At 66.3% G+C, this 12,373-nt stretch carries 11 protein-coding genes; 7 read left to right on the top strand and 4 right to left on the bottom strand.

Annotated features, from left to right (window positions below; genetic code table 11):
* Nucleotides 1–140 precede the first annotated feature (140 nt).
* Nucleotides 141–1,037, top strand: coding sequence for a LysR family transcriptional regulator (locus ACK3BB_RS24600; RefSeq protein ID WP_428929493.1), 897 nt, complete (start codon nt 141–143; stop codon nt 1,035–1,037).
* Nucleotides 1,038–1,113: 76 nt separating this feature from the next.
* Here the strand turns inward: ACK3BB_RS24600 and ACK3BB_RS24605 are convergent, their stop codons facing one another.
* The 4 genes from ACK3BB_RS24605 to ACK3BB_RS24620 all read right to left on the bottom strand — a co-directional run bounded on the left by ACK3BB_RS24605 (nt 1,114) and on the right by ACK3BB_RS24620 (nt 4,977).
* On the bottom strand, nt 1,114–2,397 hold the full coding sequence (locus ACK3BB_RS24605; protein ID WP_428929494.1) for a TRAP transporter large permease: 1,284 nt from the start codon (nt 2,395–2,397) through the stop codon (nt 1,114–1,116).
* Nucleotides 2,397–2,927, bottom strand: a complete 531-nt coding sequence (locus tag ACK3BB_RS24610) for a TRAP transporter small permease (RefSeq protein ID WP_428929495.1) — start codon at nt 2,925–2,927, stop codon at nt 2,397–2,399. Before ACK3BB_RS24610 ends, ACK3BB_RS24605 begins: the two co-directional genes overlap by 1 nt.
* 191 nt (nt 2,928–3,118) lie before the next feature.
* On the bottom strand, nt 3,119–4,105 hold the full coding sequence (locus ACK3BB_RS24615) for a TRAP transporter substrate-binding protein (protein WP_428929496.1): 987 nt from the start codon (nt 4,103–4,105) through the stop codon (nt 3,119–3,121).
* Nucleotides 4,106–4,281: 176 nt separating this feature from the next.
* Nucleotides 4,282–4,977, bottom strand: coding sequence for a GntR family transcriptional regulator (locus tag ACK3BB_RS24620; protein ID WP_428929497.1), 696 nt, complete (start codon nt 4,975–4,977; stop codon nt 4,282–4,284).
* Nucleotides 4,978–5,379: 402 nt separating this feature from the next.
* On the opposite strand from ACK3BB_RS24620, the gene ACK3BB_RS24625 reads away from it, so the two are divergent.
* From ACK3BB_RS24625 to ACK3BB_RS24650, 6 genes are all read left to right on the top strand, one after another.
* Nucleotides 5,380–6,123, top strand: coding sequence for an SDR family NAD(P)-dependent oxidoreductase (locus ACK3BB_RS24625; RefSeq protein ID WP_428929498.1), 744 nt, complete (start codon nt 5,380–5,382; stop codon nt 6,121–6,123).
* 406 nt (nt 6,124–6,529) lie between these two features.
* Nucleotides 6,530–7,255, top strand: a complete 726-nt coding sequence (locus tag ACK3BB_RS24630) for a ribonuclease activity regulator RraA (protein ID WP_428929499.1) — start codon at nt 6,530–6,532, stop codon at nt 7,253–7,255.
* A 1-nt stretch (nt 7,256) separates the two neighbouring features.
* A complete protein-coding gene (locus ACK3BB_RS24635) occupies nt 7,257–8,777 on the top strand; it encodes an aldehyde dehydrogenase (NADP(+)) (RefSeq protein WP_428929500.1) in 1,521 nt (506 codons plus the stop codon).
* Nucleotides 8,778–9,232: 455 nt separating this feature from the next.
* On the top strand, nt 9,233–10,198 hold the full coding sequence (locus ACK3BB_RS24640; protein ID WP_428929501.1) for a Bug family tripartite tricarboxylate transporter substrate binding protein: 966 nt from the start codon (nt 9,233–9,235) through the stop codon (nt 10,196–10,198).
* A 190-nt stretch (nt 10,199–10,388) separates the two neighbouring features.
* Entirely contained in the window at nt 10,389–10,838 is a 450-nt protein-coding gene (locus tag ACK3BB_RS24645) for a tripartite tricarboxylate transporter TctB family protein (protein WP_428929502.1), read from the top strand.
* Between the two features lie 3 nt (nt 10,839–10,841).
* Nucleotides 10,842–12,368, top strand: a complete 1,527-nt coding sequence (locus ACK3BB_RS24650) for a tripartite tricarboxylate transporter permease (protein ID WP_428929503.1) — start codon at nt 10,842–10,844, stop codon at nt 12,366–12,368.
* Nucleotides 12,369–12,373 lie beyond the last annotated feature (5 nt).

Raw genomic sequence — 12,373 nt, forward strand, 5'->3', positions numbered from 1 at the left:
CCGGGGCTGATGCTGCGTTGCGGCGCAAAATGCGGTTGTCACGGATGTGTTACAAGCGCCAAGAATCCAACGCAGCGTTGAATTTTTCTCAACGCTCTGAAAGGAAGGGGGCAGATACTGCGACCTAGTGCGGGCCGGCCATGCAGAAAGTCTTTTTCTCACGTTTCTTCAGTTACATGGAGGAAATCTCGCGGCTGGGATCGATCCGCCGCGCGGCCGAGGCGCTGAACGTTTCGCCCTCGGCCATCGACAAGCAGCTGCTTCGGGCCGAGGAAGAACTGGGCGTTCCCCTGTTCGAGCGTCACCCTCGCGGCATGCGACTGACCTCGGCCGGGGAATTGCTGATGTACCGCATGCGCAACTGGCAGAAGGACATGCGCAGCGCGGCGTCCGAGATCGAAGAGCTCAAGGGCCTGCGCCGGGGCGAGGTGCGCATCGCGGTGCCGCAGGAGGCCGTGACCAGCCTGTTGCCCCAGGCGCTGAGCAGCTTCCTGGGGGAACATCCGCGCATCGCGACAACGGTGGAGGTGGCCGCCTCCGACCGGGTGCGCCAGATGGTCATCGAGGGCGAGGCCGATTTCGGCCTGACCTTCAGCCCGCGCCCCCTGCCCGGCGTGTCGGTCCTGCGCGAGATCCGCTTCAAGGTGCTGGCCCTGGTGCCCGAGGACGGCCGGGCCAGCATGTCCCTGGACCGGTTCTTCTCCCGCCCGATCCTGGTGCCCGACGCGGCCAGCCACCTGCGCGACGTGCTCGACATTGCCGCCGCCCGGGCCGGGATCGAGCTGGCCCCGCTGCTGACCTCGAACAGCCTCGACCTGCTGCGCCAGCTGGTGCGCGAAGGATGCGGCCACGGGCTGATCGCCGTGTGTCCCGGGGCCTTTGAGGGCCCCGGCGCGGGGCTGTCGGCCCTGCCCCTGCGCAGCGCCGCCCTGCCCGACCTGACGCTGGCGCTGATTTCGCCCCGCGACAGCTCGTCGGCGCTGGCCTCGGTCCTGGCCAAGCGGCATTTCGAGCTGTTCATCGACGGGCTGGCCTGACGGCCCCGCCAAACGCACACCGCCGGCCATGGCCCGGGGCCACGGCCGGCGGCAAGGACCCGCCCGGGCGTTCGGGTCAGTTCAGCAGCACCGAGGGCAGCCAGAGCGACACGGCCGGCACATAGGTCACCAGCAACAGGGCCACGAAGATGGCCAGGTAGAACGGCCAGATCGATTTCATCGCCTGTTCGATCTTGATCCGCCCGACGGCACAACCGACAAACAGGCAGGTGCCGACCGGCGGGGTGCACAGACCGATCCCCAGGTTGATCAGCATCATGATGCCGAATTGGGTGGGGTCCATGCCCAGCCCGGTGGCAATGGGCAGGAAGATCGGCGTGCAGATCAGGATCAGCGCGGCCATGTCCATGATCATACCCAGGACCAGGAGGATCACGTTGATCATCAGCAGGATGACGATCGGGTTCTCCGAGATCGACACCAGCAGGCCCGACAGTTTCGCCGGCACCTGGTACAGCGCCAGGAGATAGGCAAAAGAGCTGGCGAAGGCGATCAGGATCATCACCATGGCCGTCGTGCGCACGGCCCCCACCACGGCGATGCGAAAGCCCTCCCAGGTCAGCGAGCGGTAGTAGAAGGTGGTCAGCAACAAGGCATAGAGCGCGCCGAAGGCCCCGGATTCGGTGACCGTGAAGATGCCCGACAGGGTGCCGCCGACGATGATCACGGCCGTCATGAAGCCCGGCACGGCATCCAGCGCCGCTTGGCCCACGACCTTCCAGCCCGGGAAGGGCTCGGCCGGGTAATTGTGACGGATCGACAGGATCCAGGCGGCGATGGCCAGGCTGACGCACATCAGCACGCCGGGCAGGACACCGGCCAGGAACAGCTTGGACACCGAAATGCCGCCACCCGCGGCCACCGCGAAGATGATCATGTTGTGGCTGGGCGGGATGACGATGCCGGCAATCGACGAGGTGACCGTGACGTTGACGGCGAAATCGGGGCGATAGCCGCGCTCCTTCATCACCGGAACCAGCAACGATCCCAGCGCCGAGATATCGGCCACGGCCGAACCCGAGATGCCGCCGAAGAGCATGGACGAGAAAATGTTGACCATGGCCAGCCCGCCCTTGAGATGGCCGACCAGGGCCGAGGCCAGCCGGACCAGCCGTTGGGCGATGCCGCCATGCAGCATGATCTCGCCGGCGAAGATGAAGAACGGGATGGCCAGCAACGAGAAGACCGACACCCCGGCGGTGGCCCGCTGGAAGGTGATCAGCATCGGGAAGCCTTCGAACCAGAAGGCACAGGCCGCGGCGATGCCCATGGCAAAGGCCACCGGGGCACCGATGATCACGCCCAGGGCGAAAACGCCCAGAAGAATTGCAAGACCCATCACAGACCCTCCGCCGGATCGGCCGACCAGGCCCGGAACCGGACCAGGCGCAGCAGGGCGCGCAGCCCGGCGAACAGCAGGGTCAGCCCGCCCAGCGAGGTGATCGCGGCCGTGCGCGCGCTTTCGGGCAGGTTGAGCATGGGCAGCATCGTGTCCCAGCCAAAGCGCATCAGGGTGATCCCCGCGACCAGCATCACCGCACCGAAGGCGGCCAGCATGATGTCGATGACGATCAGCACGACCTTCTGCGCGCCGTCGGGCAGCATGTCGCGGAACAGGGTCACGCCGATATGGGTGTCGTCATGCACCCCGGCCGCCGCACCCAGGAAGGCGATGTAGCAGATCAGCAGCAGGGCCAGCTGTTCGACCCAGGTGGGCGTGATGTTCAGCACGTAACGCCCGAAGACCAGCCAGCCGAAGGTCGCGATCAACAGGACCAGGGCAAGGGAGGCAACGAGCAGGCAGAGAGACCGGACAAGATCGAGCGCCTGCTCGATCCACCGGACAAGGGGCGGGCTATCGGTCGTCATGGGGATGCTCTTGTGAAGGGTTCGGGCAGGGCCTCGGTGGGCGGACCCTGCCCGTCGCCGAAGGCTCGGCGCTGTGGATCAAACCGAAGGTTCGGCGGTGCGGGTCGGACCGGGCGCCCGGCGGTGGGGATCAGCCCGGGCGCCCGACCTTGCGGGGCAGCCCGGGCACCCGGCCACGCGGATCGGGTCGATCACTCGGCCGAGCGGATCAACTCGACCAGGTCGGACAGATCCGGGTTGTCGGCCAGGAAGGCTTCGTAGACCGGGGTCATCGCCTGCTGGAACGGCGCCTTGTCGGCCACGGTATTGACCTCGGTGCCACCGGCCTTGACCGTTTCCAGGCTGGCCGCTTCGCGTTCAGCCCAGAGCTCGCGCTGCAGCTCGGCGCTGGCGCGGCCGGCGGTCATGACGATGTCCTGCTGCTCGGGCGTCAGCTTCTCCCAGGTCTTCAGGCTCATGCACAGGCATTCCGGGATGATCAGGTGCTCGGTCAGCGAGTAATACTTGGCCACCTCGAAATGGTTGGTCGATTCATAGGACGGCGGGTTGTTCTCGGCCCCGTCGACCACGCCCGTCTTGAGCGACTGGTAGACCTCGGCAAAGGCCATCGGCGTGGCGTTGCCGTCCATCGCCTCGATCATCTTGACGAAGAGGTCGTTGGACATGACCCGCACCTTCAACCCGTCGACATCGGCCGGCGTGTTGATCGGCCGGACCGAGTTGTAGAAGCTGCGCGCGCCGGCGGCATACCAGCCCAGCGGCTGGATACCCTTGGCCCGCATGCCCTCGCCGATGGCCTCACCCACGGCGCCATCCATCAGCCGGTACATGTCGGGCACCGAGGCAAAGATAAAGGGCAGCGACACCACATTGGTCTCGGGCACGGCCTGGCCCATGGGCCCGAGGCTGAATTCGCCGAAATCCAGAACGCCCAGGCGCATCTGCTCGATGGCATCGGGCTGCGAGCCCAGCACCCCGTTGTGATAAACCTTGCCTGTCACCTCGCCGCCGGTCTTGTCGGACACCTCGTCGATGAAGCTCTCCATCGCGATGGACACGGGGTAGTCCTCGACATGGATGTTCCAGCCGCGCAGGTCCAACGCCTGTGCGCCCGTGGCCAGGCCAAGACCCATGGCCGCGACGGCGGTGGTGCGGGTGATGCGAGTGAAAATGGTCATGCAGATCCTCCCTGATTGGCATGAAACCGGGCGACACATCCTCCGGGCCGCTCCGGTCACCCGGCACCATGCTAGTATTCCATCTTGCATACAAGTAAAAATTCACACGCGGCGCCGCAAAAAGAAAACCCCGCGCGAAACGCGCGGGGCAGAACCGGTCGCCAAGGCCTTTCGGGTCAGCCGTCTTCGTCGTCGAAATAGGCCGCGCTGTTGATGCGGATCGCCGCGATGGTCTCGTCCAGCCGGGTCAGGTGCAGCATGCCGGCCGCCACGGCCCGCTCGGCATCGCCATCCTTCAGCGCTGCGGCGATTGCCTCGTGATCGGCGATCAGCTCGGGCATGCGCTGCTCCTTGGCCAAGCCCAACACGCACAGCCGGTCGACCTTTTCCTTCTCGGTGCGGATCACGTCAAAGGCGTAAGGTACGCGCCCGATGTCGCAGATGGCCTTGTGGAAGTCATAATCCAGCCGTCCGAAACCCGCGTGATCGTTTTCCGCCAGCGCCTTGTGCTGCAGGGCAATACAGGCGTCCAGCTGGAATCCCCCTGCCCTATCAATATGTTCCGCCGCCTTGCGCAAAGCCGCAGCCTCGACCGCAGCCCGCACGAACCGGCTTTTCTCGATGGCCTTGGCCGAGAATTTCTTGACCTCGGTCGCCTTCTTGGGCCGCACCAGGATCAGGTCCATGCTTTCCAGCCGGCGGAAGGCATCGCGCACCGGCTGGCGCGACACGCCAAAGCGCGCGGCAATGTCGGTTTCGGAAATGCGGGTGCCCGGCAACAGCCGCAGCGTGGTGATCTCGCGATAGAGGTAATCGACAATGTCGTCGACACTGCTGCGGCGTTCCTCTCGAAGAGCTGCGGTCTTGCCCATGATCATCCCCCTGCGACCATTGTCATATAGCCCGCCAAATTCACCCCAGACCAGAGCGCGGCGTCCCAATTGGCCGCACCCGGCAACCTGATCCTTTGATCATGATGCATCCTATTTGTATTCTATCTTGGATACAAGTATTGACGCGCCGCCCGAAACCGGCCACCTTGCCCCCCGATCGCCGGCGGGAGCGCCGGCATCCAGGGGGAGGAGAGGACATGACCGCAGACCGGCGCGGACACCCGCATCGCATCGCGCGCAGAGCCATGCCCGCTCCCCTCACACCAGCTTCGAATGCCTGTTGGCTTGGCTGAGCCGGCCGGCATGACCGGCGGGCGCGGGATACTCCTCCCTCTGCGCCCGCCACCCTGCCGGTGCATGACCTGAACGAAAGGAAACCAGATGAAACTCAAGGGACAGACCGCCATCGTCACCGGTGGCGGCCGCGATATCGGCGCCGCCTGCGCCATGCGCCTGGCCGCCGAGGGCGCCAATGTCGCGATCAACTATTTTGCCTCTGCCGAGGGCGCCGAAGGCGTGGTCGCGCGGATCAAGGACGCCGGCGGCGATGCCTTTGCCATGCAGGGCGACCTGAAGGACCCCGCACAGGTGGCCGCGCTGGTCGAGGCCACCGTCGAGCGGTTCGGCGGGCTGCACATCCTGGTCAACAATTCCGGGGGGCTGATCGCCCGCAAGTCCATCGCCGAGATGGACCTGGCCCATTGGCAGGCGGTCATGGACCTGAACCTGACCAGCACCTTCCTGATGATCAACGAAAGCCTCAAGCACATGGACAGCGGGACCATCGTGAACATGGCCAGCCAGGCCGGGCGCGATGGCGGCGGGCCGGGTGCCGGGGCCTATGCGGCATCGAAGGGCGCGATCATGACCCTGACGCGCGGGTTGGCCAAGGAGCTGGGACCGAAGATCCGCGTCAACGCGCTGTGCCCGGGCATGATCGACACCGATTTCCACAACATCTTCACCAAGGACGAAGCCCGCCGGGCGCTGGAGGCCAACGCCCCCGTCCGTCGCCAGGGCACGTCGGACGACGTGGCCAATGCCGTGGCCTTCCTGGCCTCGGACGACAGCGCCTTCATCACCGGGGCCAATGTCGACATCAACGGCGGCATGCTCTTCAGCTGACCGCCCCGCCCTGCCCGTGGCGCGCGGGCAGGGCATGGGCCCTTGCGGCCCCATATTTGTAATACTGATTTACCAATACAATCCAATGCCCACCGATATCATCGATCCAGCGCCGCCTTTGAATTACAACTATTGACTTATTGGTCGCTGAGTCGTAGTCATCTGACCAGCCATCGCCGAGGGACCGAGGAGACCCCGACGCGACACGAACGTTGACATCGACCCGGATTGCCGAAGGCCGTCACGCGCCCGGCGCCATGTTCCCCCGGACAAAACACACCGGGCCAAACATCCCGGACCGCCCGCCACGGGCGCAGCCATCACCACCATCCGCCCGCTCTCGCGCCCCATCGGCGCGGGCCGGACCATTCATGGCCTTTCAGGGGCCGACAGACAGGAAGAGAGTATGAGCGAATATATCTTGTCCGACGCGACACGGGAAAAGCTGAAGGCGGTGTCCACCGCTTCGGTTGCAACAGCTCTTTACAAGCGCGGCCTGCGCAGCCAGTTCGTGCAGGGCGTCACGCCGATCGAGCGCAAGCCGGTCATCATGGTCGGCCAGGCCTTCACCCTGCGCTATATTCCCGCCCGCGAAGACCGCAATCCGATCACCGTCTTCCGCAATCGCGACCACAAGCAGCGCGTGGCCATCGAGACCTGCCCCGAAGGCCATGTCCTGGTGATGGATGCGCGCAAGAATTCCCGCGCGGCCACGGCCGGTTCGATCCTGATCACCCGTCTGCAGGAACGCGGCGCGGCGGGTGTCGTCTCGGACGGCGGGGTGCGGGATGCCGCGGGCATCGGCGCGCTGGACATGCCGGCCTATTTCGCCTGCCCCTCGGCCCCGACCAACCTGACCCACCACGAGGCCATCGACATCAACGTGCCGATTTCCTGTGGTGACGCGCCGGTGTTTCCCGGCGACGTGGTGCTGGGCGACGGCGACGGCGTGATGATCATCCCGGCGCACCTGGCCGACGAGATCGCCGACGAATGCACCGACATGGAATCCTACGAAGCCTTCGTGCTGGAAACCGTCAAGGGCGGCGCGGGGATCATCGGCCTCTACCCGGGGACCGAAGAAGACAACATCGCCAAGTACAACGCATGGCGTGAACGGACGGGCCGCTGAGATGGCGTTTCAACCTCACGGAGACCACCTGATCGCCGGCCGGCGCATCGGGTCCGACACCCGCTTTTCCTCGGCCCCCGCGACGGGCCAGACCTTTGAATTCTCGGCCGGTTCGCCCGAGCTGGTCGATCAGGCCTGCGCCGCGGCCGCGGCCGCCTTTCCCGGGTTTGCCGCCACCAGCCGCGAGCAACGGGCCCTGCTGCTGGACGCCATCGCCGCCGAAATGGACGCGCGCGGCGACCAGATCACCGAGATCGGCAGCGCCGAGACCGGCCTGCCGCCCGCGCGGCTCGAAGGCGAACGGGGCCGGACCACGGGCCAGCTCCGCCTGTTTGCCGCCCATATCCGCGACGGTGCCTATCTCGACCGCCGTCACGATGGCCCCCTGCCCGACCGCCAGCCCCTGCCCCGCGCCGACCTGCGCATGATGCAGCGGCCGGTCGGCCCGGTTGCCGTCTTTGGCGCGTCCAACTTCCCGCTGGCCTTTTCCGTGGCCGGGGGCGACACGGCCGCCGCTTTGGCCGCCGGCTGTCCGGTGGTCGTCAAGGGCCATGGCGCCCATCCGGGCACCAGCGAGATCGTCGGCGACGCCATCGTCGCGGCGCTGGACAAGCTGGCGATGGATCCGGGCATCTTCAGCCTGGTCCAGGGCGGCAACCGCGCCGTGGGCGAGGCCCTGGTCACCGATCAGCGGATCAAGGCCGTGGGCTTCACCGGATCGCTTGGCGGGGGCCGTGCGCTCTTTGATCTTTGCGCCGGACGCCCCGAGCCGATCCCCTTCTTCGGCGAACTGGGCAGCGTGAACCCGATGTTCGTCCTGCCGCAGGCCGCCGCCGCCCGGGGTGCCGAGATCGGTGCCGGCTGGGCCGCCAGCCTGACTATGGGCGTCGGCCAGTTCTGCACCAACCCCGGCATCGCCATTGTCGTCGACGGTCCCCAGGCCGAGGCCTTCGTGCAATCCGCCAGGGCCGGCCTGACCGACGTGGCTGCCCAGACCATGCTGACCGCCGGCATGGCCGAGGCCTATCGCGACGGCGCACGCCGGGTGGCCGAAGGCGCCGGGGTATCCGCGCTGCTGACCACGGCCTGCGCGGGCCGCGAGGCGACGCCCTATCTCTTTGACGTGTCGGCCGCCGACTGGATGGCCGACCAGGACCTGTCCGAAGAGGTCTTTGGCCCGCTGGGCCTGGTGGTCCGGGTAAAGGACGCCGACGAGATGCTGGCCGTTGCCGACAGCTTCCGCGGCCAGCTGACCGCCACGTTGCAGATGGACGACGGCGATCTCGACCTCGGGCGCAGCCTGCTGCCAGTGCTGGAACGCATGGCCGGCCGTGTGCTGGCCAACGGCTTTCCCACCGGCGTCGAGGTCTGCGATTCGATGGTGCATGGCGGGCCCTACCCGGCCTCGACCAATTTCGGCGCCACCTCGGTCGGCACCCTGTCGATCCGCCGCTTCCTGCGCCCGGTCTGTTACCAGAACCTTCCCGAAGGGCTGCTGCCCGAGGATCTGCGCGACATCTGACAACGGCCAGATGCCAGGGGGCCGGGCCGTTGCGCCCGGCCCGACCAGAGCGCCCTGTCAGCGCAAACTTGTTCATTTGGAATACAGATAATGGAGGAAATGCCCCGATATTTTGCGTATTCGCGCACAAACCTGATTGATATGTAAATATTACTCAGGTAATATACAAAGCATCCCGAACCCGCTTCGCCCCTGCGGCGCACAGGCCCGGGACAGCTGATCGACAGCAATCGGGGGGAGTGACGGTCGCGTCTGGCGCCGGAATTTGTGGTGGAAATCCGGCGTCCGCCATGGGCTGAACGCCCGCACCCGCCGCGGCCCCGCCCACCCCTTTGCCCATCGACACAGGAAACCGATGCCATGTCGGCGCAACGGCGCATGCCGTGCCGCCGGCGGGTTCTCTCGACGTGCCAAGACCATCTGGCCGACACAATCTGTAAAGGAGGAACAGATCCATGTTTACCAAGAGCTTGAGGAACAAAGTCACCCTGGCGCTCGGCGCCTGCATCATCGGCGCATCCGCAGCGGCCGCCGATTTCCCGATGCGCGACGTGCGGCTGATCGTGCCCTGGCCCGCCGGCGGCGGTGCGGATGCCATTTCGCGCAAGATCAGCAACATCGCCGAGCAGGACCTGCCGAAATCCATCTATGTCGAGAACATCGCCGGCGCGGTGACGGCCACCGGCCTGATCCAGATGACCAACGCCCGGCCCGACGGGCATACGGTCGGCGTGCTGACCTATGACAGCGTGATCACCCTGCCCCGCGGCCAGATGGTGCCCGGCTATTCGCTGGACAACATGAAGCCCATCGCCCGCATCACCAGCGAGGCCGACGCCATCGTCGTGTCCAAGCATTCGGGCATCAACAGCTTCGAGGAACTGATCGAGGCGGCCAAGGCCAACCCCGGCCAGATCCGGCTGGGCGTGGCCCCCAAGGGTTCGGGCCCCTACCTGTCGGCGATCCAGCTGGAAAAGCTGCTGGACGTGGATTTCAACGTGATCACCTATGCCGGTTCGTCGGCGGCCGAGGCCGAGGCGCTGCTGTCGGGTGAGCTGGATGCGGCGATCTCCAGCCTGGGCGATTTCAGCGGTATCATCGAATCGGGCGACGCCAAGGGGGTCATCGAACTGACCTCGGTGCAGAACCTGACCTATACCGACGTGCCGACGATCAGCTCCAAGGGCTACGACCTGCAGACCGGCAGCTTCATCGTGCTGGCCGCCCCGGCCAACACCCCCGACGAAGCCGTCGCCACGCTCGAAGCGGCCTTCAAGACCGCCTATGACAGCGCCGAGTTCCAGGACTGGCTGGCCCAGGTCGGCGTCACGCCCGACTGGCTGAGCTCGGACGAGGTGCCCGTCTGGATCGACGACCTGCAGACCCGGACCTTCTCGCTGATGGACGAGCTGGGCCTGTAAGTCCCAAGGTCAGTGCCGCCCCGGGCCATGCGTCCGGGGCGGCCTCCATCCTGCCCGGCCCCGGGGCCGACCGGCGGCGGCACCGCTCCCCAGCCACCCCGCCCCCCGGCCACCACGGCCCCACGCCCGCCGGCGCCATGCATGCGCCGCCCATCCCCCGCATCCCAACCCTCTTGCCCGGAGAAGACCCGTGTTCTCAAACAGGCAGCTCATCTTTCCGACCGCGATGCTCGCGCTATCCGTCGGTTACCTTGTCTCGGCCCTCAGCCTGGGCGCGCCGATCGCCGAAAGCGGCCTGACGCCGTCTTTCTTCCCCATGCTCGTGGGCGCCGCGGCGATCCTCTTTTCCAGCCTGCTGATCCTGCAACAGCTGCGCGAAACCGAAGCGCCGGACCGGCCCCGGGACGCGCCCGGCCATGCCCATCTGTGGGTCGTCCTGGCCATCTTCCTCTACATCCTGGCCTTCCGGAAGCTGGGGTATCTCGTGTCGTCCACGGCCTTCGTCTTTGCCCTGATCGTGCTGTTCTCGTCCTTCGAGAAACTCGTGCAGAAGGCCCTGATCGCCCTGGTCGTTGTCGGGTTGGGCTACGTGATGTTCCAGCAATTGTTCGGGGTCCGGCTCCCCACGCCCTGGGGGTGATCCATGGATTTCATTCTTCTCGTCATGAACAGCTTCGGGCTGCTCCTGGACCCGCTGAACCTGACCTATGTTGTCCTGGGCTTCGTGATCGGCACGATCTTTGCCGCCATCCCCGGCCTGACCGCCACCCTGGCCATGGCCCTGCTGCTGCCCCTGACCTACACGCTGAACGTGGAAACCGCGCTGATGGCCTGTGCCAGCATCTACATGGCCGGCATGTGCGGAGGCAGCATCACGGCCACCACGATCAACATCCCCGGCGCGCCCTCGTCGATGATGACCGCCCTTGACGGCTACCCGATGCAACAGCAAGGCAAGGGCGCCCTGGCCCTGGGCCACGCCGCCATCGGATCGATGTTCGGTGGCGCGGTCGGTGCCCTGCTGCTGATCGCCGTGGCCCCCTTCGTGGCCGAGCTGTCGCTGCTGGTGAAGACCACGGGCAAGTTCTCGTTGCTGGCCTTTGCGCTGATCGTCGTGGTCATTGCCCAGCGGGGGCGCATCCCCCAGGCCGGGCTCGCCGCCTGCATCGGGCTGATGCTGGCCACCGTCGGGCTTGACGCGATGGAGCCGGTCACCCGGTTCACCTTCGGCAATGCCAACCTGACCGCCGGGATCGACCTGATGCCCGTCATCATCGGCACCTTTGCCATCGCCGAGATCCTGGTCCAGGCCCGCACGCCCAGCGACACCACCGCCGCGACGGCCGCCGCCGGCAAGCACAAGCTGCGGCGCCGGGATTTCATCCCGCCCTGGTCCGACATCCGCCGGATCGGGTTCCGCTGCTACTTCAAGTCCTGCATGATCGGCTATTTCGTCGGCACCCTGCCCGGCGCCGGCGGGTCGATGGGGTCGTTCCTGGCCTATACCGAGGCCGTGCGCACCTCGCCCGAGCCCGAGACCTTCGGCAAGGGCAACCCCCAGGGCATCGCCGCGTCCGAAAGCGCCAACAACGCGGTCTGCGGCGGGGCCATGGTGCCGATGCTGACCTTCGGCATCCCCGGAGACCCGATCACGGCGATCATGCTGGGCGTGCTGGTCATCAACGGCATCCAGCCGGGGCCGCAGCTGATGTCCGACCAGGCCGGGCTGATCGCCCCGATGCTGGCCGCCCTGCTGTTCAGCGCCGTGGTTCTGATCCCGCTGACGCTGTATGCCATCGGGCCGTATTTCATCCGCATCGTGTCGATCCGCAAGGACGTGCTCTATGCGGTGATCGCCCTGCTGGCCGTCGTGGGCAGCTACGTGGCCACCTATTCGACGTTCCAGATGTTCATGGCCCTGGCGATGGGCGTGCTGGCCTTCCTGTTGCGCCGCAACGGGTTCCCGGTGATCACCATGCTGCTGGGCTATATCCTCGGCCCCAACCTGGAGGAATTCCTGCGCCGGTCGCTGTCGCTGTCCAACGGCAATCCGCTGACCTTCCTCACCAACCCCGACAGCCTGTTCTTCGTGCTGCTGACGCTGGTCTTCGTCTACTTCCTGGTGATCCGCAAACCGGCCGACAAGTCGGCAACGCCCGACGGGGCATGACCGCC

The sequence above is a fragment of the Marinibacterium sp. SX1 genome (genome assembly GCF_050389775.1).
Lineage (GTDB): Bacteria > Pseudomonadota > Alphaproteobacteria > Rhodobacterales > Rhodobacteraceae > Marinibacterium.

Excerpts from the sequence above, each read along its gene's own strand:
- ACK3BB_RS24600 (WP_428929493.1), top strand. The coding sequence starts at position 141 with ATGCAGAAAGTCTTTTTCTCACGTTTCTTCAGTTACATGGAGGAAATC.
- ACK3BB_RS24605 (WP_428929494.1), bottom strand. The coding sequence starts at position 2,397 with ATGGGTCTTGCAATTCTTCTGGGCGTTTTCGCCCTGGGCGTGATCATC.
- ACK3BB_RS24610 (WP_428929495.1), bottom strand. The coding sequence starts at position 2,927 with ATGACGACCGATAGCCCGCCCCTTGTCCGGTGGATCGAGCAGGCGCTC.
- ACK3BB_RS24615 (WP_428929496.1), bottom strand. The coding sequence starts at position 4,105 with ATGACCATTTTCACTCGCATCACCCGCACCACCGCCGTCGCGGCCATG.
- ACK3BB_RS24620 (WP_428929497.1), bottom strand. The coding sequence starts at position 4,977 with ATGGGCAAGACCGCAGCTCTTCGAGAGGAACGCCGCAGCAGTGTCGAC.
- ACK3BB_RS24625 (WP_428929498.1), top strand. The coding sequence starts at position 5,380 with ATGAAACTCAAGGGACAGACCGCCATCGTCACCGGTGGCGGCCGCGAT.
- ACK3BB_RS24630 (WP_428929499.1), top strand. The coding sequence starts at position 6,530 with ATGAGCGAATATATCTTGTCCGACGCGACACGGGAAAAGCTGAAGGCG.
- ACK3BB_RS24635 (WP_428929500.1), top strand. The coding sequence starts at position 7,257 with ATGGCGTTTCAACCTCACGGAGACCACCTGATCGCCGGCCGGCGCATC.
- ACK3BB_RS24640 (WP_428929501.1), top strand. The coding sequence starts at position 9,233 with ATGTTTACCAAGAGCTTGAGGAACAAAGTCACCCTGGCGCTCGGCGCC.
- ACK3BB_RS24650 (WP_428929503.1), top strand. The coding sequence starts at position 10,842 with ATGGATTTCATTCTTCTCGTCATGAACAGCTTCGGGCTGCTCCTGGAC.